Genomic DNA, 23,761 nt, shown 5'->3' on the forward strand with positions numbered 1-23,761 from the left:
CCACTATTTATCACTCCGTTAACAAAATATATTTATTTTTCCCTTTCGGTACTTCCGCAAATATTGAGCAAGGTCAATCCGACCGCAAAATAATACGCTTAACAACATCCCGTCACATTTTTATTATTGCTGATAAAAACTATTCTCATTATCATCGCAGTGTAGATTATTTAACCTCTCGTGGAATCAGGCGCTATGCAATTCACTCCAGACAGTGCGTGGAAAATTATCGGTTTTACCCGTGAGATAAGCCCGGCCTATCGGCAGAAGCTGCTGTCACTGGGTATGCTACCCGGCTCATCATTCCAGGTGGTGCGCGTCGCGCCGTTGGGCGACCCCATTCATATCGAAACCCGACGCGTTAATCTGGTTCTGCGAAAAAAAGATCTCGCATTAATTGAAGTTGAATCTTTATCCCGTTAACAAGCCAGCGGTTTCAGTGAGTCTACTACAATGAAAAAATTAACTATTGGCTTAATTGGCAATCCTAATTCCGGCAAGACAACCTTATTTAATCAGCTAACCGGCGCGCGCCAGCGCGTGGGAAATTGGGCAGGCGTAACGGTTGAACGCAAAGAAGGCCAGTTCACCACGACGGATAACCAGGTCACGCTGGTTGATTTACCGGGAACCTATTCTCTCACTACGATTTCTTCCCAGACCTCTCTCGATGAACAAATTGCCTGCCACTATATTCTGAGCGGCGACGCGGATCTGCTCATCAACGTGGTGGATGCTTCCAACCTCGAACGCAATCTGTATCTCACGTTACAGCTGCTGGAGCTGGGTATTCCCTGCATCGTGGCGCTCAACATGCTCGACATCGCGGAAAAGCAAAAGCTGCGCATCGACGTAGATGCCCTTTCCGCCCGTCTGGGCTGCCCGGTGGTTCCGCTGGTTTCTACCCGCGCGCGCGGCATTGACGCCCTGAAGCTGGCGATTGACCGCCACGCGGGCAATGCCGACGTCGAGCTGGTGCACTACGCCCAGCCGCTGCTGCGCGAAGCCAGACAGCTGGCGCAGGAGATGGACAACACCATGCCCGCCAGACAGCGCCTGTGGCTTGGCCTGCAAATGCTGGAAGGCGATATCTACAGCCGCGCCTACGCAGGCGATGCAGCGGATAAGCTGGACATTGCGCTGGCTCGCCTGAGCGACGAGCTGGATGATCCGGCCCTGCACATTGCCGATGCGCGCTATCAGGCCATCGCCGCGATCTGTGACGTGGTCAGTAATGCCTTAACCGCTGAACCGAGCCGCTTCACCGCCGCCGTGGATAAGATTGTGCTCAACCGCTTCCTCGGTTTGCCGATCTTTTTACTGGTGATGTACGTGATGTTCCTGCTCGCCATTAACATCGGCGGCGCATTACAACCTATCTTTGATGGCGGCTCTGTTGCTATCTTCGTGCACGGTATTCAGTGGCTGGGCTATACCCTCCACTTCCCGGAATGGCTGACTATCTTCCTTGCGCAGGGGATTGGCGGCGGGATCAACACCGTCCTCCCGCTGGTGCCGCAAATCGGCATGATGTACCTGTTCCTCTCGTTCCTTGAGGATTCCGGCTACATGGCGCGCGCGGCCTTTGTGATGGATCGCCTGATGCAGGCGCTGGGGCTGCCGGGCAAATCGTTCGTGCCGCTGATTGTCGGCTTCGGCTGTAACGTGCCGTCCGTGATGGGCGCGCGTACGCTGGATGCACCGCGCGAACGCCTGATGACCATCATGATGGCGCCGTTTATGTCCTGCGGCGCGCGACTGGCGATCTTCGCGGTCTTTGCCGCGGCGTTCTTTGGTCAGGAAGGGGCGCTGGCCGTCTTCTCCCTGTATGTGCTGGGTATTGTGATGGCGATCCTCACCGGCCTGATGCTGAAGCACACCATCATGCGCGGCGAAGCGTCGCCGTTCGTGATGGAGCTGCCGGTGTATCACGTTCCGCACCTGAAAAGTCTGATCATTCAGACGTGGCAACGCCTGAAAGGCTTCGTTCTGCGCGCCGGTAAGGTGATTGTTATCGTCAGCATTTTCCTGAGCGCCCTGAACAGCTTCACCCTGAGCGGCCAGGCGGCGGACAACATTAACGATTCCGCCCTCGCCTCCGTCAGCCGGATCATTACGCCGGTCTTCAAACCGATTGGCATTCAGGAAGACAACTGGCAGGCAACCGTGGGCCTGTTCACCGGCGCGATGGCGAAAGAGGTGGTGGTCGGCACCCTGAACACGCTCTACACCGCTGAGAATATTCAGGAAGAGGAGTTTAATCCGGCGGCGTTCCACCTCGGCGATGAACTGCTCGGCGCGGTGGAAGAGACCTGGCAGAGTCTGAAAGATACCTTCAGCCTGAGCGTGCTGGCGAACCCGATTGAAGCCAGCAAAGGCGACGGCGAAATGGCGACCGGAGCAATGGGCGTGATGGGCCAGAAATTTGGCAGCGCGTCAGCGGCCTATAGCTACCTGATCTTCGTCCTGCTCTATATCCCGTGCATCTCGGTGATGGGCGCCATTGCCCGCGAGTCCAGCCGCGGCTGGATGGGCTTCTCCATCCTCTGGGGGCTGAACATTGCCTACTCGCTGGCGACCGTGTTTTATCAGACCGTCAATTACAGTCAGCATCCGCGCTACAGTCTGGTCTGTATCCTGGCGGTGATCCTGTTCAACGTGCTGGTGATTGGCCTGCTGCGCCGGGCGCGTAGCCGCGTTGACATTAATCTGCTGGCGACGCGCAAAACCCCAACCACCTGCTGTAGCAGCCCTGCGGGCGACTGTCACTGAGGAGAGAAGCGATGGCATCGTTGATTCAGGTCCGGGACTTACTGGCGTTGCAGGGGCGAATGGAGGCGAAGCAGCTCAGCCTCAGCCTGCATACGCCGCAGCCGATGATCGATGCCATGCTGGAAAGGCTGGAGGCCATGGGAAAAGCCGTGCGCATTCAGGAAGAGCCGGACGGTTGTCTGTCCGGCAGCTGTAAACATTGCCCGGAAGGTAAAGCCTGCCTCAGGGAGTGGTGGACGCTTCGCTAATAAAGCCGGACAGCGCCGAACAAAACTCAGCAGGATGAGAGATGAAAGGCGCATGTGCCGCTTTGGCAACCACCAGCGACTGACTCTCCGGCCACAGCACATCCAGCAGCGTAACCACCTTGCGCGGGACCAGCCCATCCAGGTAGCCATAAATACGCAGATGCGGCACCGTCAGCGACGCCAGCGGCTCACGCAGATCGACCGTTTTCAGGATTTCCAGCCCACCGTTCAGTACCTCAACGTCCGGCATCGGCAGAGAAAGCACCGTCTGCTTCAGCGTCCGTGCGTCCTGACGGGCGGTTTCTGTCCCCATGGTTTGTAGCGCCAGAAAACGCTCCACCGTCCGCTGGAAGTCTTCGCTCAGCTGGTGCTGGAAACCGGCGAGCACCTCCGGTTTAATGCCCGGCCACGCCTCGCGGGCGCTGAAGCAGGGCGATGAGGCCACGGTCACCAGCGCCTGCACCCGCTCAGGATGGCTCAGCGCAATCTGGCTTGCCACCAGCCCGCCCAGGCTCCAGCCGAGCCAGACGGCTTTTTGCGGCGCGGCATTCAGAACCTGCTTCGCCATGTCGTCGAGCGTCATCGCCCCAAAGCCGCAGCTGCGCCCATACCCCGGCAGATCGACCAGGTGCACCGTAAATTGCGAGGCCAGTTCCTCACTTATGCAACGCCACACTTCGGCGTTCAGTCCCCATCCGTGCAGCAGCACAAGATGACAATTTCCCGTTCCAACGGTCTGCCACCACAGCGTCTTCATCAGCTATCGTTCTCTTTTTTTACATGGAGGTTACGTATGCTAACAGTGCCCGGCTTGTGCTGGCTATGCCGAATGCCGCTTGCGCTGAGTAAGTGGGGCGTCTGTTCCGTTTGTACGCGAGCGCTGGGCTGGCTGAAGGGCTGCCCGCAATGCGGCTTGCCTGCCGTCAGCCAGACGCTCCCCTGCGGGCGATGCCTGAAAAAAGCGCCGCCGTGGCACGCGCTGGTGGCGGTGGATGATTACGTTTTGCCGCTGAGCCGTCTGGTTCATCATTTTAAGTTTTCCAGCCAGACCCGCCTGGCGAAGCCGCTGGCGCGCCTGCTATTACTGGCGGTCTTACAGGCGCGGCGAACACGGGGGCTGCCGAAGATCGACCTGATTATGAACGTACCCCTCTTCCGGCGTCGCCACTGGCGGCGGGGCTATAATCAGAGCGACCTGCTGTGCCGTCCGCTCGCCCGCTGGCTGGGCTGTCGGTACGCTGCCTGCGCGCTGAAGCGCGTACATGCCACTGCGGTTCAGCACCGCCTCAATGCCCGGCTGCGCAAAAGGAACCTGAAAAACGCCTTTCGCCTTGAATTGCCGGTCAACGGTCTCCATATCGCGATTGTGGATGATGTCGTCACCACGGGCAGTACCGTCGCTGAACTTTCCCGACTGCTTTTGCAAAGCGGCGCCGCGTCAGTTCAGGTATGGTGTCTGTGCCGTACCTTGTAGCCCTTCTCCAATGGGCGTATGATTATACCCAGGTAATTTAGTCAACTATTAGGCCAAAGCTATGATCCGTATTTCCGATTCTGCACAAGCGCACTTTGCCAAACTGCTGGCAAATCAGGAAGAAGGGACGCAGATCCGCGTGTTTGTGATCAATCCAGGCACTCCGAATGCAGAATGTGGTGTCTCTTATTGTCCTCCGGATGCCGTGGAAGCAACTGACACTGCCCTTAAATTTGAACAGCTCACCGCGTACGTTGATGAGCTGAGCGCGCCGTATCTTGAAGATGCGGAGATTGATTTCGTTACCGACCAGCTGGGCTCTCAGCTGACGCTGAAAGCGCCAAATGCGAAGATGCGTAAAGTCTCTGACGATGCTCCGCTGATGGAGCGTGTGGAATATCTGCTGCAATCGCAGATCAACCCACAGCTGGCCGGCCACGGTGGACGTGTTTCCCTGATGGAAATCACCGAAGAGGGTCTGGCGATCCTGCAATTTGGCGGCGGCTGTAACGGCTGCTCCATGGTCGATGTAACCCTGAAAGAAGGGATCGAGAAACAGCTGCTGAACGAATTCCCTGAACTGAAAGGCGTGCGCGATCTGACCGAGCACCAGCGCGGCGAGCACTCTTACTACTAATTCAGTATCCGTCTGTGTTGCCCGGTGACGCTGCGCTTACCGGGCCTACAAATACAGTCTGCAAGAATCGTAAGCCGGGTAGGCGAAGCCGCCACCCGGCTTTTGTTTTCCCGCCGATCTCACTCCATATGTTGACCTGCGTCTCATAATTCACATTTTGCCTCCCTGGGTGATTCTCAATCACGACATGTTACCCGTATCATTCCCATGGGCACTCAACACCCCTATAACAGCCGACTAAACTTAACGTTTTCGCAGGCATCAGTATGAGTGCCGTTAACGCTCTGTTCCCAGTTGGGACAACCGGAATTTGTCGTTGAAACAATGACGTTACCCATAACAATTCAAAGGCCAGGTCAATCATGCCATTAGTCATCGTCGCTATCGGTGTTGTGTTATTACTGCTCTTGATGATCCGCTTCAAAATGAACGGATTTATCGCTCTGGTTCTGGTGGCACTTGCAGTCGGTCTGATGCAGGGAATGCCGCTGGTTAAAGTTATCAGCTCTATCAAAGCCGGTGTCGGCGGTACGCTCGGCAGCCTGGCGCTGATCATGGGCTTCGGCGCCATGCTCGGTAAAATGCTCGCGGACTGCGGGGGCGCGCAGCGTATTGCCACCACGCTTATCGATAAATTTGGCAAGCAGCACATCCAGTGGGCGGTGGTCTTAACCGGTTTTACCGTCGGTTTCGCGCTGTTCTATGAAGTGGGCTTCGTGCTGATGCTGCCGCTGGTGTTTACCATCGCCGCTGCCGCCAATATCCCGCTGCTGTTCGTGGGCGTGCCGATGGCTGCGGCGCTGTCCGTCACCCACGGCTTCCTGCCGCCGCACCCGGGCCCAACCGCTATCGCCACCATTTTCCACGCCGATATGGGTAAAACCCTGCTGTTCGGTACGATTCTGGCGATCCCAACGGTTATCCTGGCGGGCCCTGTTTATGCGCGCTTCCTGAAAGGCATTGATAAGCCCATCCCGGAAGGGCTGTACAGCGCCAAAACCTTCTCAGAAGAAGAGATGCCGGGCTTTGGCGTCAGCGTCTGGACCTCACTGGTGCCGGTGATCCTGATGGCGATGCGTGCCGTAGCGGAGATGGTTCTGCCGAAAGGTCACGCGTTCCTGTCCGTTGCAGAGTTCCTGGGCGACCCGGTAATGGCAACGCTGATTGCGGTATTGATTGCGATGTTCACCTTCGGTCTTAACCGCGGTCGCTCCATGGATCAGATCAACGACACGCTGACCTCTTCCATCAAAATCATCGCCATGATGCTGCTGATCATCGGCGGCGGCGGCGCGTTCAAGCAGGTGCTGGTCGACAGCGGCGTGGATAAATACATCGCTGCCATGATGCACGAAACTAACGTCTCCCCGCTGCTGATGGCGTGGTCTATCGCCGCCGTTCTGCGTATTGCGCTGGGTTCTGCGACCGTTGCGGCGATCACCGCAGGCGGCATCGTTGCACCGCTGATTGCCACGACGGGCGTCAGCCCTGAGCTGATGGTTATCGCGGTCGGTTCTGGTAGCGTGATTTTCTCCCACGTGAACGATCCCGGCTTCTGGCTGTTCAAGGAGTACTTCAACCTGACCATCGGTGAAACCATCAAATCCTGGTCCGCGCTGGAGACGATTATTTCGGTGTGTGGCCTGGTCGGGGTGCTGCTGTTGAATATGGTGGTTTAATGCCATAAGTCGGGTGGCGGCGACGCCTTACCCGACCTACATGAGCACGACCTGCTAATAAAAAACCCGCCACTGGCGGGTTTTTTATTACTTCTTACCGGCTGCTTTTCGCCGCTTATCCAAATCCTTAATGAGCCTGTTCACGCCGTCATCTGCAAACATCTTCTCAAGCGTAGTGGAGAGCTTGCGACGCCAGTTTTTGTACTGATAGCTGGTGCCGGGAACGTTCACTGGCTCCGCCATATCAATCCAGTCTTCGGGTTGCAGGCCGAGCAACGCGCTGTTGCTGTCGGCAATATAGCGCTGTAAGCCACGGTTAAGCGTTGGCGTCATCGACATCAGCGACGCCTTATGCCCGGCGCGCTTCGGCAGACAGCCATGCTTATGCAGCGCGTCCAGCAGCCCCTGCTTCGCCAGCTCGCGATCCTGATACAGCCCGCGCAAAACCTCTTCATCAGGATAGAGCCCCAGCGTTTTGCCGAGCGTCAGGTCACCGCTTTCCCAGTAGCCTCTGAGCGTAGGAAGATCGTGCGTCGTCGCGACTGCCATTGACTGTTCTGGGTACGCTTTCGGCGCGCGGAAGGTTTTCTCATGGTCGTTTTCAAAATAGAGCACTTTGTAGGAGTAAACCCCGCTGTCGCGGAGCTTGCTGACAATCTCAACCGGCACCGTACCGAGATCTTCACCAATCACCATGCACTGATGACGTTGACTCTCCAGCGCGAGGATCGACAGCAGATCGTCGACCGGGTACTGCACGTACGCCCCGTGATCGGCCGTTTCACCGTACGGGATCCACCACAGACGCAGCACGGACATCACGTGATCGATACGCAGCGCCCCGCAGTTCTGCATGTTCGCGCGCAGCAGGTCGATAAACGGCTCGTAGGCACGCGCCGCCATCACGTGCGGATCCATCGGCGGCAGACCCCAGTTCTGGCCGAGCGGGCCCAGGATATCCGGCGGCGCACCCACGGAAGCCTTCAGGCAGTAAAGTTCACGGTCACACCAGGTTTCCGCGCCGCCTTCCGCCACGCCGACGGCCAGATCGCGATACAGCCCGATCGGCATGTTATAGCCCTGGCTCACCTGCCAGCAGGCGGCAAACTGGCTGTACGCCAGCCACTGCAACCAGAGATAGAAATCCACCTCGTCGGCATGCGTCTTACAGAACGCTTTTACTTCCGGGGTATCCACGGACTGATACGCTTCCGGCCACACCGGCCAGCCCCAGCGCATCTCGTCCTCTTGCACCTGATACGCGTGCAGCGCATCAAACGCCGCCTGCCAGTACAGGCTTTCACCTTCCTGCATCACGAACTGGCGGAAGGCTGCCATCTGCGCGTCGTCACGCTTCGCAAAGCCCTTCCATGCCAGACGCAGCGCCGCGATTTTCAGCGCGGTGACGGTGGCATAGTCCACCCACTCCGCATCGCGAGCCTGTTTCAGCATCTGCTGCGTGGTGTCCAGCTTCCACCAGGCCTGCGCCTCTTTGCTGTTTTTGAAATCGTCTAACGCGTTAACGTCGATGTAAATCACGTTCAGCCAGCGGCGGGAAGACGGGCTGTACGGGCTCGCGCTTTCCGGGTTAGCCGGATAAAGGGCGTGGATCGGGTTGAGGCCGATAAACGCCCCGCCGCGCTCCCCCACAGATACCAGCATATTCTTCAGGTCACCAAAATCGCCGATGCCCCAGTTGCTGTCGGAACGCAGCGTATAGAGCTGCACGCAGGCACCCCACAGCTTTTTGCCTTCGAGCAGCGCCTGCGGCTCATAGCAGCGCTTCGGCGCGACGATCACCCGACAGTGAAAGCGGCTGTCATTCTGGGTGAGCGTCAGGCTGTGGTAGCCCTCCGGCAGCTTCGCAGGAAGGTTGAACGTTTTGCCGCCGGTGGCGTGGCCTTTGTGCTGGTGCCCCTCTTCGGTAGTGAGCAGCCAGCTGAATTCGCCGCGCCCTTCCACCATCAGCGGCATCTTTTTGCCTGCGGTAAAGACCTTCACGTTCGGCACTGGCATACCCGACGCTTTCGCGTCGGTTTTATGCATGGCATCCAGCAAACGTCTTTTGGTGTCCGCACCAATAGACTGCGGTTTGCCGTGCGCATTGATGTAACTGAGGCTAATTCCCGCCGCCTGCGCGGCACTGTCCAGACGTTTACTCTCCATCGCGCTTCCTTAGCGTTTTGCCTGCCAGATACGGGCCTGATAATCACGGATTGAGCGGTCAGAGCTGAACATGCCGCAGCGCGCGGTGTTCAGGATACACGCGCGGGTCCAGGCGTCCTGGTCGCGGTACAGCACGTCGACCTGCTTCTGCGCTTCAACATAAGCCGTGAAGTCAGCCATCACCAGATACGGATCGCCGCCCTGTTTGTCCATGCTGTGCAGCATCTGGTCAAACGCGTGCTTGTCGCCGTCGCTGTACTTACCGCTTTCCAGCTCTTTCAGCACCGCATCCAGCACTTTGTCTTTTTTACGCCATTTCACCGGGTCGTACCCTTTGGCTTTGATGGCTTTCACTTCTTCAACAGTATGGCCGAAGATAAAGATGTTCTCTTCACCGACCTTCTCCGCAATTTCGACGTTCGCGCCGTCCAGCGTGCCGACGGTCAGCGCGCCGTTCAGGGCCAGCTTCATGTTGCCGGTACCGGACGCCTCTTTACCGGCGGTCGAGATCTGCTCGGAGATATCCGCCGCCGGGATAAGCATTTCAGCCGCAGAGACGCAGTAGTCCGGCAGGAACACCACCTTCAGCTTGTCGCCCACTTTCGGATCGCTGTTGATCGCCGCCGCTACTTTATTAATGGCGAGGATAATGTTTTTCGCCAGGTAGTAGCCCGGCGCCGCCTTCGCACCGAACAGGAACACGCGCGGCACGCGGTCGGCTTGCGGGTTCTCGCGGATCTCTTTGTACAGCGCCAGAATGTGCAGCAGGTTCAGGTGCTGACGCTTGTACTCGTGCAGACGTTTGATCTGAATATCGAAAATCGCGTTCGGGTTGATTTCAATCCCGGTGCGCATTTTCACGAACGCCGCCAGGCGAACTTTGTTCTCCAGCTTGATCGCGCGGTACTGCTCGCGGAACTTCGCGTCGTCGGCATATTTTTCCAGGTTGATGAGCTGGTCCAGGTCGTTGGCCCACTCTTTCTTCAGGGTCTTGTCCAGCAGGCCGGCCAGCAGCGGGTTGCACTGCTTGATCCAGCGGCGCGGCGTGATGCCGTTGGTCACGTTGTGGAATTTGGTCGGCCACAGCTGGTGGTATTCCGGGAACAGGTCTTTCACCACCAGGTCAGAGTGCAGCGCCGCCACGCCGTTGACCGCAAAACCGCTGACTACGCACATGTTCGCCATGCGCACCTGCTTGTCGTGCACCACGGCCAGCTTCGCCCAGACGGCCTTATCGCCCGGCCAGGTTTTCTCCACCAGCGTTTTGAACTGGTCGTTAATCTTATTGATGATCTGCATATGGCGCGGCAGCAGCGTTTTCACCAGCTTCTCATCCCAGCACTCCAGCGCTTCCGGCATCAGGGTGTGGTTGGTGTAGGCGAAGGTGCGGCTGGTGATGGCCCAGGCGTCGTCCCAGCTCAGCTGATGCTCGTCAATCAGCACGCGCAGCAATTCCGGGATGGCAATGGTCGGGTGCGTGTCGTTAAGCTGAATGACTTCGAAGTCCGGCAGCTGCGCCAGCTTGCGGCCCGCCAGGTGATGGCGACGCAGAATGTCCGCCACGGAGCAGGCGCACTGGAAGTACTGCTGCATCAGGCGCAGCTTTTTACCCGCCAGATGATTGTCGTTCGGGTAGAGCACTTTCGTCAGCTTCTCGGCGTCGATACCCTGCTGCTCGGCGCGCAGGAAATCACCGTCGTTGAATTTGGTCAGGTTGAACGGATGCGCGTGCTTCGCCTGCCACAGGCGCAGCGGCTGCGCCACGCCGTTACGGTAGCCGAGCACCGGCAGGTCCCAGGCTTCGCCGGTAATAGTGAACGCCGGCTCCCAGAGGCCCTGCTTCGTCACTTTCCCGCCAATCCCGACCTGCACGTCCAGCTGCGCGTTGTGGCGAAACCACGGATAGGTATTACGGTGCCAGTCGTCCGGCGCTTCCATCTGGTGGCCGTCGGCAAACGACTGGCGGAACAGGCCGTACTGGTAGTTCAGACCATAGCCAATCGCCGACTGGCCAACCGTTGCCATGGAATCGAGGAAGCAGGCTGCCAGGCGTCCCAGTCCGCCGTTACCCAGCGCCGGGTCCGTCTCTTCTTCCAGCAAATCGGTCAGGTTGATGTCGTGTTCTTTCAGCACGTCACCCACTTCCTGATACCAGCCAAGGTTCAGCAGATTGTTGCCTGTCAGACGGCCAATCAGGAACTCCATCGAAATGTAGTTGACGTGACGCTGGCCCTTAACAGGCTTCGTCACGGGCTGAGCGTCCAGCTGCTCCGCGAGCGCCCCGCTCACCGCCTGCCACCACTGGTGAGGCGTCATCTCGTTTGCAGCATGAAGGCCAAAACGCTGCCACTGACGCGTCAGGGCAGCCTGAAATTGAGCTTTGTTGAAAGTAGGCTGTGACATAGGGAATCGGCATCCTGTAGAGAGAAAACACATTTGGCGCTAGTGTGCCTGGCTCACTGCGCCTCTTCCTCCTCCTGACGGGGATTAGGCAGGGAGGAGTAGCGGGGATGAGCATAAAAGTGTGATCGAGGCCACTGTGTGAGTGTGCGCTTCGCAAAAAAAAGATATACCGGAAGCGTGTCAAAGAAATGAAATACCGTTTCGGAGGAAATTAATCATCGCTGAAATGATTACTTACGAAGAATATGATTTCCGGCTGTACGGATTATTCAGCATCACTATTAAGCCCACGCAACGTTTGCCAGAGTTTATTAGCTTCAGCGTCATTATCTCTTCCTGAAACCAGTTTCAGCGCAACCCAACGCCATGCAGACAAGCCAGTAGCAGCGCGGCATCCAGCCATTTATGAAAAGTTCCAACATTGATAAGAATGTTTTGTGACAGAGTGCAAATTCAGAGCCTCCAAACCCAGACATAACTTGCAATAGTTCCTGTATTGGCCGAACGTATAGGTATTAATTACGAAGCGCAAAAAAAATAAATTTTCTCGTTCCCCACAGTGAAGTGAAAACTATGTTGATTCCGTCCAAATTAAGTCGCCCGGTTCGTCTTGACCATACTGTGGTCCGCGAGCGCCTGCTGGCTAAACTTTCCGGTGCGCATAATTTCCGACTGGCGCTGGTTACGAGTCCTGCGGGTTATGGAAAAACAACGCTCATTTCACAGTGGGCGGCAGGCAAAAGCGATCTTGGTTGGTACTCCCTGGATGAAGGGGATAACCAGCAGGAGCGTTTTGCCAGCTACTTAATTGCCGCTATTCAGCAGGCAACCAACGGGCACTGCGTCACCAGCGAGGTGATGGTGCAGAAGCGCCAGTACGCCAGCCTGTCCTCTCTTTTCTCACAGCTGTTTATCGAGCTGGCCGAATGGCATCGCCCGCTGTACGTGGTGATTGATGATTATCATCTGATCACGAACCCGGTCATTCACGAGTCGATGCGTTTCTTCCTGCGCCATCAGCCGGAAAACCTGACGCTGGTGGTCCTGTCGCGCAACCTTCCGCAACTGGGCATTGCCAACCTGCGCGTGCGCGATCAGCTGCTGGAAATTGGCAGCCAGCAGCTGGCCTTTACCCATCAGGAAGCGAAACTGTTCTTTGACTGCCGTCTGACGTCTCCGATCGAGGCGTCTGAAAGCAGCCGCCTGTGTGATGATGTTGCAGGCTGGGCCACGGCGCTTCAGCTGATTGCCCTCTCCGCGCGGCAAAACAACAGCCCGACGCACCAGTCGGCACGCCGCCTGGCGGGTATCAACGCCAGCCACCTGTCGGATTATCTGGTGGATGAGGTACTCGACAGCGTTGACCTCTCCACCCGCCATTTCCTGCTGAAAAGCTCCCTGCTGCGTTCGATGAACGATGCGCTGATCGTGCGCGTCACCGGCATCGAAAACGGGCAGCTTCAGCTCGAAGAGATTGAACGTCAGGGTCTGTTCCTGACGCGCATGGACGATCCCGGCGAATGGTTTAGCTACCATCCGCTGTTTGGCAGCTTCCTGCGCCAGCGCTGTCAGTGGGAGCTGGCCGCTGAGTTGCCTGACATTCACCGCGCCGCCGCCGAAAGCTGGATGGCGCAAGGTTTCCCGAGCGAGGCTATCCACCACGCGCTGGCCGCCGGGGATGCCGGTATGCTGCGCGATATTCTGCTCAACCACGCGTGGGGACTGTTCAACCACAGCGAACTGTCGCTGCTGGAAGAGTCGTTAAAAGCGCTGCCGTGGGAGAGCCTGCTGGAGAATCCGCGTCTGGTGCTGCTCCAGGCCTGGCTGATGCAGAGCCAGCATCGCTACAGCGAAGTGAACACCCTGCTGGCGCGCGCCGAGCAGGAGATGGAAAGCGAAATGGATACCATCCTGCACGGCGAATTTAATGCCCTGCGCGCGCAGGTGGCGATTAACGACGGCGACCCGGATGAGGCCGAACGGCTGGCGATGGTCGCGCTGGATGAGCTGCCGCTGGCGAATTTTTACAGCCGCATTGTGGCCACTTCGGTGCACGGCGAAGTGCTGCACTGCAAGGGAGACCTCACGCGTTCGCTTTCGCTCATGCAGCAAACCGAACAGATGGCGCGCCGCCACGATGTCTGGCATTACGCCCTGTGGAGCCTGATCCAGCAAAGCGAGATTTTATTTGCTCAGGGGTTCCTGCAAGCCGCCTGGGAAAATCAGGAAAAAGCGTTCCAGCTTATCCGTGAACAGCATCTGGAACAGCTGCCGATGCACGAGTTCCTGTTGCGTATTCGCGCTCAGCTGCTGTGGGCATGGTCGCGTCTGGATGAAGCAGAAAGCTGCGCCCGCCAGGGGCTGAACGTGCTTTCGAGCTTCCAGCCTCAACAGCAACTCCAGTGTCTGGCCCTGCTGGTACAGTGCTCGCTGGCGCGCGGTGACCTGGATAATGCCCGCAACCACCTTAATCGCCTGGAAAACCTGCTCGGCAACGGGCAGTACCATAGCGACTGGGTGTCCAACGCCGATAAGGTTCGGGTAATTTACTGGCAGATGACCGGCGATAAAAAGTCCGCTGCCCACTGGCTGCGTCAGACGCCTAAGCCAGAATTTGCCAATAACCACTTCCTGCAAAGCCAGTGGCGCAATATTGCCCGCGTGCAGATCCTGCTGGGTGACTTCGAGCCTGCCGAGATCGTGCTGGAAGAGTTAAATGAAAACGCCCGCAGCCTGCGTCTGATGAGCGATTTGAACCGCAACCTGCTGCTGTTAAACCAGCTTTACTGGCAGGCGGGACGTAAAAACGATGCCCAGCGCGTGCTGCTGGAAGCGTTGCAGCTGGCGAACCGCACCGGGTTTATCAGCCACTTTGTGATTGAAGGTGAAGTGATGGCCCAGCAGTTGCGCCAGCTGATTCAGCTCAACACGCTGCCGGAACTCGACCAGCATCGCGCCCAGCGCATTCTGCGCGAGATCAACCAGCATCACCGCCACAAGTTTGCGCACTTCGATGAGAACTTCGTGGAGCGTCTGCTGAACCATCCGGAAGTGCCGGAACTTATCCGCACCAGCCCGCTTACCCAGCGTGAATGGCAGGTCCTGGGGCTGATCTACTCCGGTTACAGCAATGACCAGATAGCCGGTGAGCTGGCCGTCGCGGCGACCACCATCAAAACGCACATTCGTAATTTGTATCAGAAGCTGGGCGTGGCGCACCGTCAGGACGCGGTGCAGCATGCGCAGCAGCTGTTGAAGATGATGGGGTACGGTGTGTAATTTATTGCCCGGCGGCGCTACGCTTGCACGGGCCTACGGGTTTTGTAGGTCGGGTAAGCGCAGCGCCACCCGACAAAACGGTTAGCACAGTTCTAGCTGCACATTATTATCCTTAATCACCTGCATCACCCCCGCCGGCGGCATTACGTCGGTATAGACCGCATTCACCAGGCTAATGCTGCCCATGTTCACCATCGCGTTACGGCCAAACTTCGAGTGGTCCACCACCAGCATCACGTGGCGCGAGTTCTCAATAATCGCGCGCTTGGTGCGTACCTCATGATAATCAAACTCCAGCAGCGAGCCGTCGGTGTCGATGCCGCTGATCCCCAGAATGCCGAAATCGAGGCGGAACTGGGAGATAAAATCGAGCGTCGCTTCACCGATGATGCCCCCGTCGCGGCTGCGTAGCTCGCCGCCCGCGAGGATGATGCGGAAATCATCTTTCTGCATCAGGGTGTTGGCCACGTTCAGGTTGTTAGTGACCACGCGCAGGTTCTCGTGATCCAGCAGCGCGTGGGCGACCGCTTCCGGCGTGGTGCCGATATCAATAAACAGCGTCGCGCCGTTCGGGATCTGGCTCGCTACCTTACGGGCGATACGCTCTTTCTCTGCCGTTTGCGTCGCCTTACGGTCATGCCACGAGGTGTTCACCGAGCTGGACGGCAGCGCGGCGCCGCCGTGATGCCGCAGAATACGGTTCTGATCGGCAAGGTCATTCAGGTCACGGCGGATGGTTTGCGGGCTGACGGCAAACTGCTCCACCAGCTCTTCCGTACTGACGTATCCCTGTTTTTTGACCAGTTCGATAATGGCGTCATGACGTTGTGTTTGTTTCATCAATTATCCCTGAGAATTATGTTCGTTTTCGCGCATGGAGCGTATCGGCAAGCGCCATCGCCAGCCCGACCGCCAGGCCGGTAACGTGCGCACCATTGGCGATAGACATACCAAACAGATCAAACCATCCGGCAATAAGCCATATTAACGCAAAGGTTATTAATCCACGTTGTAAATAGATGCCGCTTTCCGGGTCGCGCTCGCCTCTGAGCCAGGCGTAGCCCATCAGGGCGTAAACCACGCCGGATAACCCGCCAAACCACGGGCCGCTGAATTTATGCTGCACATAGCCGCTCAGCAGGGCGCTGATTACGGTGATGACAATCAGCTTGCCGCTGCCGAGCCGCTTCTCCACCGCCCCGCCGAGATACCACCACCACAGCAGGTTAAAGAGAATATGCATCACCGAGAAGTGCATCAGCGCATGCGTGAAGTAGCGCCAGACGTCAAATTGCAGGGAGGGATCGTACGGCCATGCGAGGGCAATCATCACGCTCTGGTCGCCCACCACGTTCATAATGATAAAGACGATGATGCAGGCCGCCATCAGCAGCAGGGTAAACGGCCCTGCGCGCTCGCGGAGGGTGGCGAGAAAAGGAAAACGTTGATAGTGCAGGCCACTGCCCGTCTGGCCGGACTGCCAGCTTGCCGCCAGATAGCGCGGGTCGCCCGGGTTTTCCAGAAAACGCGCCAGCTCGGCGTTCACGCGCTCGGCCTGGCTTTCGTCCGCCAGCCAGACGTCCGTCTGCGTATGCTGCTGAATAGTCAGGATTATGCCCTGCGTCGCCATATAGTCGACAAACGCCTGGGCGACGCGTGGGTTGCTAAAAGAGGTGATCATCAACATGGGCAACGGTCGCTTATTTCCACACAAAAGGGGACAGTATAGCGGGATCAGCGCTCAAACGCGTATTCTACTTCTGCCGGGAAATGACGGTGCCAGGCATCAAAGCCGCCGTCGACGCTGTATACCGCGTCATAGCCTTGCTGAATCAGATACTGCGCCGCGCCTTTGCTGCTGTTGCCGTGGTAGCACATGACCATAACGGGCGTTTCGAAGTCGTTATCGCGCATAAACGCGCCCAGGGTGTCGTTGGTCAGATGAAACGCGCCCGGCGTGTGGCCCATGGCAAAGCTCTGCGGATCGCGGATGTCCACCAGCACCGCTTTTCCCTGGTGCATCTTCTGGTGGGCTTCTTCTACGTTAATACATTCAAACTGATCCATGGTGTTCTCTTTACAGTGTTCAGATTAGGTGCGGTCTGGTGCCCTCACCCCGGCCCTCTCCCACGGGAGAGGGAGAATGCGATTTTACCCCGTAGTGTACGTCCTGGCGGCGGGTAAACGCCATTATGTTATCCATATCACTCTAAATTGTTTTTTTGATGTTACCAAAAGCGCGTTCCTTTGCTATTATGAGCGATATCGAACATTTCTGAGCTTTAACGAAAGTGCATGAGGGTGTTATGGAAACCAAAGATCTGATTGTGATAGGCGGTGGCATCAACGGTGCCGGTATTGCGGTTGATGCCGCAGGACGCGGTTTATCCGTGCTGATGCTGGAAGCTAACGATCTCGCCTGCGCGACGTCGTCCGCCAGCTCCAAGCTGATCCACGGTGGCCTGCGCTACCTGGAACACTACGAATTCCGCCTGGTCAGCGAAGCGCTGGCCGAACGCGAAGTGCTGCTGAAAATGGCCCCGCATCTGGCGATCCCGATGCGCTTCCGCCTGCCTCACCGCCCGCACCTGCGCCCGGCGTGGATGATCCGCATCGGCCTGTTTATGTACGATCATCTCGGCAAACGCACCAGCCTGCCGGGTTCGAACGGTTTGCGTTTTGGCTCAGAATCGGTCCTTAAACCTGAAATTGTGCGCGGTTTCGAATATTCCGACTGCTGGGTGGACGATGCGCGTCTGGTGCTGGCTAACGCCCAGATGGTCGAGAAGAAAGGCGGCGAGGTGAAAACCCGCACCCGCGCGACCGCCGCCCGCCGCGAAAACGGCCTGTGGATTGTGGAAGCAGAAGACGTGGATACCGGCGAGAAGTTCAGCTGGAAAGCACGCGGCCTGGTGAACGCCACCGGCCCGTGGGTGAAGCAGTTCTTCGACGATGGAATGCACCTGCCTTCACCGTACGGCATTCGCCTGATCAAGGGCAGCCACATTGTGGTGCCGCGCGTACATACTCAGAAGCAGGCCTATATCCTACAAAACGAAGACAAGCGCATCGTGTTTGTGATCCCGTGGATGGACGAATTCTCCATCATCGGCACCACCGACGTGGAGTACAAAGGCGATCCGAAAAACGTTGAGATCGACGAGAGTGAAGTCAACTACCTGCTGAAGGTGTACAACGCGCACTTTAAGAAACAGCTGGCGCGCGATGACGTGGTCTGGACCTACTCCGGCGTGCGTCCGCTGTGCGATGACGAATCTGACTCACCGCAGGCCATCACTCGCGACTATACGCTCGATATTCACGACGTAGACGGTCAGGCGCCGCTGCTGTCGGTGTTTGGCGGCAAGCTCACCACCTACCGCAAGCTGGCCGAGCACGCGCTGGAAAAACTGGCACCGTACTATAAAGGCATCGGCCCCGCGTGGACCAAAGAGGCGGTACTGCCGGGCGGGGATATCGGCGATAACCGCGACGATTACGCCGCGAAGCTGCGTCGCCGCTTCCCGTTCATCACCGAAGGGATGGCGCGCCACTATGCCCGCACCTACGGCAGCAATACCGAGCTGTTCCTCGGCAACGCGAAAGAGATTGGCGACCTGGGCGAACATTTCGGCCATGAGCTGTATGAAGCGGAGCTGCGCTACCTGGTTGAACACGAGTGGGTGCGCCGCCTGGACGATGCCATCTGGCGTCGTACTAAAGAAGGGATGTGGCTGAATGCCGAGCAGCAGTCTCGCGTCGCGCAGTGGCTGGCGCAACATGCGGGAAAGCGTGAACTGTCGCTGGCGTCGTAAATGAAAAAAGCCGGGTGGCGGCTCCGCCTTACCCGGCCTACTCGCTCCTGTAGGCCCGGTAAGCGCAGCGCCACCGGGCTTTGTCTTTACAACCGCACCGGATCAATATGCCAGATAGTCTCGGCATACTCCTTGATGGTTCTGTCTGACGAGAAGTACCCCATGTTGGCGATGTTATGCATCGCGGCGCTGGTCCACTTCTCCTGCTGACGGTACAGCTCGTCTACCCTGTCCTGACAGTCCACGTAGCTGCGGTAATCCGCCAGCACCTGATAGTGATCGCCGAAGTTAATCAGCGAGTCCACCAGGTCACGATAGCGCCCAGGCTCCTCAGGATTAAACACCCCGGTGGCAATTTGCGTCAGCACCTGGCGTAGCTCTTCATCCTCTTCGTAATATTCGCGCGGCGAGTAGCCCTGCTTGCGAAGCGCCTCCACTTCTTCCGCCGTATTGCCGAAGATAAAGATGTTCTCCTCCCCTACATGCTCAAGCATCTCGACGTTTGCGCCGTCCAGCGTGCCGATGGTCAGCGCGCCGTTAAGGGCAAACTTCATGTTGCTGGTGCCGGACGCTTCCGTCCCCGCCGTGGAAATCTGCTCAGAGAGATCCGCCGCCGGAATGATCAGCTGCGCCAGGCTGACGCTGTAGTTCGGGATGAAGACTACCTTCAGCTTGTCGCCAATCTCCGGATCCTGGTTCACCACCTTCGCCACGTCGTTGATGAGGTGAATAATGTGCTTCGCCATGTAGTACGCGGACGCCGCCTTACCGGCGAAGATCTTCACGCGCGGCACCCATTCCGCCGTCGGGTCAGCCTTAATGCGGTTGTAGTGGGTGATCACGTGCAGCACGTTCATCAGCTGACGCTTGTACTCGTGGATACGCTTGATCTGCACATCGAACAGTGCTTTAGGGTTCGCCACCACGTTGAGGTGCATCGCCAGCCACACCGCCAGACGTTTTTTGTTCAGCAGCTTGGCTTCCCGCACGGCTTTGTTAACCGTCGGGAAATCAATGTGTTGCTCAAGCTCGCTCAGCTGGCTCAAATCGGTGCGCCAGGTGCGACCAATGTTCTCATCCAGCACGTCGGAGAGCGGCTGGTTCGCCAGCGCCAGCCAGCGGCGCGGCGTGACGCCGTTGGTCACGTTGCAGAAACGCGTCGGGAAGATCTTCGCGAAGTCCGCAAACAGCGACTGCACCATCAGGTTCGAGTGCAGCTCTGACACGCCGTTCACCTTATGGCTGATCACCACCGCCAGCCAGGCCATGCGTACGCGGCGACCGTTGGATTCATCAATGATCGACGCACGGCTCAGCAGGCCGGTATCGTTCGGGTACTGCTCCTGCAAGGTCTTGAGGAAGTAGTCGTTGATCTCGAAGATGATTTGCAGATGGCGCGGCAGAATTTTGCCGAGCATGTCCACCGGCCACGTCTCCAGCGCTTCGCTCATCAGCGTATGGTTGGTGTACGAGAACACCTGACAGGTCACCTCGAACGCGTCGTCCCAGCTGAACTTATGCTCGTCAATCAGCAGGCGCATCAGCTCGGGGATCGACAGCACCGGATGGGTGTCGTTGAGGTGAATCGCGGTTTTCTCCGCCAGGTTGGCGTAGGTTTTGTGCAGCTGATAGTGACGGCTGAGAATATCCTGAATCGTTGCCGAGACGAGGAAATACTCCTGACGCAGGCGCAGCTCGCGGCCCGAATAGGTGGAGTCATCCGGGTAAAGCACGCGGGAGACGTTCTCGGAGTGGTTTTTATCTTCCACCGCCGCGAAGTAGTCGCCCTGGTTGAATTTACCCAGGTTGATCTCGCTGCTGGCCTGCGCGTTCCACAGGCGCAGCGTGTTGGTCGCATCGGTGTCGTAGCCGGGGATGATCTGGTCATACGCCACGGCGAGGATCTCCTCGGTTTCCACCCAACGGGATTTTTTCCCTTCCTGCTGAATACGCCCGCCAAAACGCACCTTGTAGCGTGTGTTGTGGCGCTTGAACTCCCACGGGTTACCGTATTCCAGCCAGTAGTCCGGGGACTCTTTCTGACGGCCATCGACGATGTTCTGCTTGAACATGCCATAATCGTAGCGAATACCGTAGCCGCGCCCCGGCAGCGCCAGCGTTGCCAGCGAGTCAAGGAAGCACGCGGCAAGACGCCCCAGACCACCGTTACCCAGCCCCGGGTCGTTCTCTTCGTCAATCAGCTCTTCTAAATCCAGCCCCATCTCTTCCAGCGCGTTTTTGACGTCGTCATAAATCCCGAGCGACAGCAACGCGTTGGAGAGGGTGCGACCTATCAAAAACTCCATCGACAGGTAATACACCTGTCGCGTCTCCTGCGAAAGCTGGGCGCGGTTAGAGCGCAGCCAGCGTTCGACCATACGGTCACGCACCGCAAACAGCGTGGCGTTCAGCCATTCGTGCTTGTTGGCTATAACGGGGTCTTTCCCAATGGTAAACATCAGCTTATAGGCGATGGAGTGCTTCAACGCCTCAACGCTGAGCGTGGGGGAAGAGTAGCTAAATGGAGCATTCATATCTGTCACTTCGCCTCGTTACATCAAGCGTTGATAAAGGTCGCGGTAGGACTGCGCCGCAACGTGCCAGCCAAAGTCCATGGACATCGCCTGACGTTGGACGTAACGCCACAGGGATGGACGGGACCACAAGACGAACGCACGCCGGATCGCCCGAAGCAGCGACCAGGCATTACTGTCCTCAAAAGCAAACCCGCTGGCGATACCGTCCGCCAGGTTTTCCAGAGAGCTGTCAGACACCGTATCCGCCAGCCCGCCCGTGCGCCGCACCAGCGGCAACGTGCCGTATTTCAGGCCATAGAGCTGCGTCAGGCCGCAGGGCTCGAAACGGCTCGGCACCAGAATCACGTCCGCGCCGCCCATGATGCGGTGCGAAAACGCTTCGTGATAACCGATCTGCACGCCCACCTGCCCCGGATGTTCCGCCGCGGCCGCCAGGAAACCTTCCTGTAAGACCGGGTCGCCCGCGCCGAGCAGCGCCAGCTGACCGCCCTGCTCCAGTAATCCCGGCAGCGCCTCCAGCACCAGATCCAGCCCTTTCTGGCTGGTCAGGCGGCTGACCACCGCAAACAGCGGCACCTTGTCGTTGACCTTCAGCCCCATCGCAATCTGTAGCTGGCGCTTGTTTTCCGCTTTGTCTTCTACCGAGTCGCGACCATAGCGCGCCGCCAGCAGGAGGTCCGTTTCCGGATTCCAGATCTGTTCATCCACGCCGTTCAGAATGCCCGACAGGCGGCCTTCACGGTGACGCTGTTGCAGCAGCCCTTCCATACCGTAACCGAACTCCGGTTGGGTAATTTCACGCGCGTAGGTTGGGCTGACCGCCGTGATGTGGTCAGCGTAGTAAAGCCCCGCCTTCAGGAACGAAATCTGTCCGTTAAACTCCAGCCCGTGCATGTTAAAGAACGACCATGGCAGATCGATGTCATTCATGTGATGGGCATAATACATGCCCTGATACGCCAGGTTGTGCACCGTAAACACCGATTTGGCCGGATGCCCCTTCGCCGCCAGATACGCGGGAGCCAGCCCCGCATGCCAGTCGTGCGCGTGCACAACGTTCGGACGCCAGAACGGATCCAGCCCGACGGCCATCTCCGCCCCCACCCAGCCGAGCAGGGCAAAGCGCAGCACGTTATCGGTATAGGCGTACAGGTTGGTATCGTGATACGGGCTGCCGGGACGGTCGTATAAATGCGGCGCATCAATCAGATAAATGCCTACCCCATTGTAATGTCCAAACAGCAGGGTGATACGTCCCGCGAAGGTCTCGCGACGGGAAACAACCTTTGCATCAGGAATACCGCGCCGGATATCCGGAAAAGCGGGCAACAACACGCGGGTATCTACCCCTCCGGCGATTTGTGCCGCCGGTAGTGCACCAAGAACATCCGCCAGTCCGCCCGTTTTTAACAACGGGAACATCTCAGAACATACGTGTAAAACCTGCATCATCGCTCCTGTTTGATTTGCAGCTTCCGCAACATTTCCCGTGTTACTAACACGATCCCCTCTTCCGAACGGTAGAAACGACGCGCATCTTCTTCCGCGTTTTCCCCAATCACCATCCCTTCGGGAATGACGCAGGCGCGGTCAATGACGCAGCGACGCAGACGACATGAGCGTCCTACCCAGACGTCCGGCAGCAGGACTGCCGAATCGATATTACAGAATGAGTTTATACGCACGCGCGGGAACAGTACGGACTGCACCACCACCGAACCGGAGATAATGCACCCGCCAGAGACCAGCGAGTTCAGCGTCATACCGTGGCTGCCGGAGCGGTCCTGCACGAACTTCGCCGGCGGCAGCGATTCCATATGGGTGCGTATTGGCCAGTTCTGGTCGTACATATCCAGCTCAGGCGTGACGGACGCCAGATCGAGGTTGGCTTTCCAGTACGCTTCCAGGGTTCCCACATCGCGCCAGTAAGGTTCCGCATTCGGATCGGACTGCACGCAGGACAGCGGGAACGGATGTGCATACGCCATGCCAGCTTTGGTAATTTTCGGGATAATGTCTTTGCCGAAGTCGTGGCTGGAGTTTTCGTCTGTATCGTCTTCTTCCAGCAGCTCATAAAGATAGTCAGCATCAAAGACATAGATCCCCATGCTGGCGAGCGATTTGGTGTCATCCCCCGGCATGGTTGGCGGGTTCGCCGGCTTTTCAACAAAATCGATAATCTTGTCGTCCGCATCCACGTGCATCACGCCGAACGCGGTTGCTTCCGCAACGGGCACCGGCAGACACGCCACGGTGCAGCGCGCCCCTTTTTCGACATGGTCGATCAGCATGTGGGAGTAATCTTGCTTGTAGATGTGGTCCCCCGCGAGGATCACAACATATTCAGCGTTGTAGCGGCGAATGATGTCGAGGTTTTGGGTCACCGCATCCGCCGTGCCGCGGTACCAGTTTTCCCCGTGTACGCGCTGCTGCGCGGGAAGCAGATCGACAAACTCGTTCATCTCTTCGCTGAAGAATGACCAGCCGCGCTGAATGTGCTGCACCAGCGTGTGCGACTGATACTGCGTAATGACGCCAATGCGGCGAATGCCTGAGTTCAGGCAGTTGGAAAGTGCAAAATCGATAATACGGAACTTACCACCAAAGTGAACCGCCGGCTTGGCGCGCTTGATGGTCAAATCTTTCAGACGGGTACCACGCCCGCCCGCAAGTATCAGGGCAACTGTTTTTAATGGTAGCTGGCGCGCCAACATTAACGGATCGTTCTTCTCTAATCTAACCATGACTAAC

General features: G+C 57.7%; 17 protein-coding genes. 8 read left to right on the forward strand and 9 right to left on the reverse strand.

The features are described from left to right. The first annotated feature begins 195 nt into the window (after positions 1-195). From feoA to feoC, 3 genes are read left to right on the forward strand one after another with little or no spacing between them, the layout of a single operon-like run. Positions 196-423, forward strand: a complete 228-nt coding sequence (gene feoA, locus A3466_RS04075; RefSeq protein WP_006812243.1) for a ferrous iron transporter A — start codon at positions 196-198, stop codon at positions 421-423. 30 nt (positions 424-453) lie between these two features. Beyond that, on the forward strand, positions 454-2,772 hold the full coding sequence (feoB, locus tag A3466_RS04080) for a Fe(2+) transporter permease subunit FeoB (RefSeq protein ID WP_063449518.1): 2,319 nt from the start codon (positions 454-456) through the stop codon (positions 2,770-2,772). Positions 2,773-2,783: 11 nt separating this feature from the next. Continuing rightward, on the forward strand, positions 2,784-3,020 hold the full coding sequence (feoC, locus tag A3466_RS04085) for a [Fe-S]-dependent transcriptional repressor FeoC (RefSeq protein ID WP_063449519.1): 237 nt from the start codon (positions 2,784-2,786) through the stop codon (positions 3,018-3,020). Here the strand turns inward: feoC and bioH are convergent. After that, complete coding sequence (gene bioH / locus A3466_RS04090; RefSeq protein WP_063449520.1) at positions 2,995-3,777, reverse strand: pimeloyl-ACP methyl ester esterase BioH; 783 nt, start codon at positions 3,775-3,777, stop codon at positions 2,995-2,997. The genes feoC and bioH overlap by 26 nt on opposite strands. A 36-nt stretch (positions 3,778-3,813) precedes the next feature. Here bioH and gntX point away from each other — a divergent pair, with 36 nt between their 5' ends. The 3 genes from gntX (at position 3,814) to gntT (ending at position 6,810) form a co-directional block, all read left to right on the forward strand. Next, positions 3,814-4,494, forward strand: coding sequence for a DNA utilization protein GntX (gntX, locus tag A3466_RS04095; protein ID WP_063449521.1), 681 nt, complete (start codon positions 3,814-3,816; stop codon positions 4,492-4,494). A gap of 61 nt (positions 4,495-4,555) precedes the next feature. Beyond that, on the forward strand, positions 4,556-5,131 hold the full coding sequence (gene nfuA, locus A3466_RS04100; protein ID WP_063449522.1) for a Fe-S biogenesis protein NfuA: 576 nt from the start codon (positions 4,556-4,558) through the stop codon (positions 5,129-5,131). A 362-nt stretch (positions 5,132-5,493) separates the two neighbouring features. Beyond that, positions 5,494-6,810, forward strand: coding sequence for a gluconate transporter (gene gntT / locus A3466_RS04105; RefSeq protein ID WP_063449523.1), 1,317 nt, complete (start codon positions 5,494-5,496; stop codon positions 6,808-6,810). A gap of 87 nt (positions 6,811-6,897) precedes the next feature. On the opposite strand, the gene malQ is transcribed toward gntT, so the two are convergent. Together malQ and malP are read right to left on the reverse strand one after the other, a co-directional pair. Continuing rightward, positions 6,898-8,976, reverse strand: coding sequence for a 4-alpha-glucanotransferase (gene malQ, locus A3466_RS04110; RefSeq protein ID WP_063449524.1), 2,079 nt, complete (start codon positions 8,974-8,976; stop codon positions 6,898-6,900). 9 nt (positions 8,977-8,985) lie between these two features. Continuing rightward, positions 8,986-11,379 (reverse strand): maltodextrin phosphorylase, encoded by a 2,394-nt coding sequence (gene malP, locus A3466_RS04115; protein ID WP_063449525.1) that lies wholly within the window; start codon positions 11,377-11,379, stop codon positions 8,986-8,988. Between the two features lie 573 nt (positions 11,380-11,952). Between malP and malT the strand changes: the two genes are divergently transcribed. Then, the gene (gene malT, locus A3466_RS04120) at positions 11,953-14,658 is read left to right on the forward strand and encodes an HTH-type transcriptional regulator MalT (protein WP_063449526.1); all 2,706 of its coding nucleotides are present in this window, start codon (positions 11,953-11,955) and stop codon (positions 14,656-14,658) included. An 81-nt stretch (positions 14,659-14,739) separates the two neighbouring features. On the opposite strand, the gene A3466_RS04125 is transcribed toward malT, so the two are convergent. The 3 genes from A3466_RS04125 to glpE are packed head-to-tail and all read right to left on the reverse strand — an operon-like array spanning position 14,740 to position 16,725. Then, positions 14,740-15,498 (reverse strand): DeoR/GlpR family transcriptional regulator, encoded by a 759-nt coding sequence (locus A3466_RS04125; RefSeq protein WP_063449527.1) that lies wholly within the window; start codon positions 15,496-15,498, stop codon positions 14,740-14,742. A 16-nt stretch (positions 15,499-15,514) separates the two neighbouring features. Next, positions 15,515-16,345, reverse strand: a complete 831-nt coding sequence (glpG, locus tag A3466_RS04130; RefSeq protein ID WP_063449528.1) for a rhomboid family intramembrane serine protease GlpG — start codon at positions 16,343-16,345, stop codon at positions 15,515-15,517. Positions 16,346-16,392: 47 nt separating this feature from the next. After that, positions 16,393-16,725 (reverse strand): thiosulfate sulfurtransferase GlpE, encoded by a 333-nt coding sequence (glpE, locus tag A3466_RS04135; protein ID WP_028014686.1) that lies wholly within the window; start codon positions 16,723-16,725, stop codon positions 16,393-16,395. 239 nt (positions 16,726-16,964) lie between these two features. Here glpE and glpD point away from each other — a divergent pair, with 239 nt between their 5' ends. Continuing rightward, complete coding sequence (gene glpD, locus A3466_RS04145; RefSeq protein WP_063449529.1) at positions 16,965-18,473, forward strand: glycerol-3-phosphate dehydrogenase; 1,509 nt, start codon at positions 16,965-16,967, stop codon at positions 18,471-18,473. Between the two features lie 86 nt (positions 18,474-18,559). On the opposite strand, the gene glgP is transcribed toward glpD, so the two are convergent. From glgP to glgC, 3 genes are read right to left on the reverse strand one after another with little or no spacing between them, the layout of a single operon-like run. Continuing rightward, complete coding sequence (gene glgP / locus A3466_RS04150; RefSeq protein ID WP_063449530.1) at positions 18,560-21,007, reverse strand: glycogen phosphorylase; 2,448 nt, start codon at positions 21,005-21,007, stop codon at positions 18,560-18,562. Between the two features lie 18 nt (positions 21,008-21,025). Beyond that, entirely contained in the window at positions 21,026-22,459 is a 1,434-nt protein-coding gene (gene glgA / locus A3466_RS04155; RefSeq protein WP_063449531.1) for a glycogen synthase GlgA, read from the reverse strand. Then, positions 22,459-23,754, reverse strand: a complete 1,296-nt coding sequence (gene glgC / locus A3466_RS04160) for a glucose-1-phosphate adenylyltransferase (protein WP_063449532.1) — start codon at positions 23,752-23,754, stop codon at positions 22,459-22,461. The genes glgA and glgC overlap by 1 nt, the downstream gene beginning before the upstream one ends. Positions 23,755-23,761 lie beyond the last annotated feature (7 nt).

Origin of the sequence: Enterobacter genomosp. S, from assembly GCF_001631805.1 — a bacterium.
Taxonomy (GTDB): domain Bacteria; phylum Pseudomonadota; class Gammaproteobacteria; order Enterobacterales; family Enterobacteriaceae; genus Enterobacter; species Enterobacter quasihormaechei.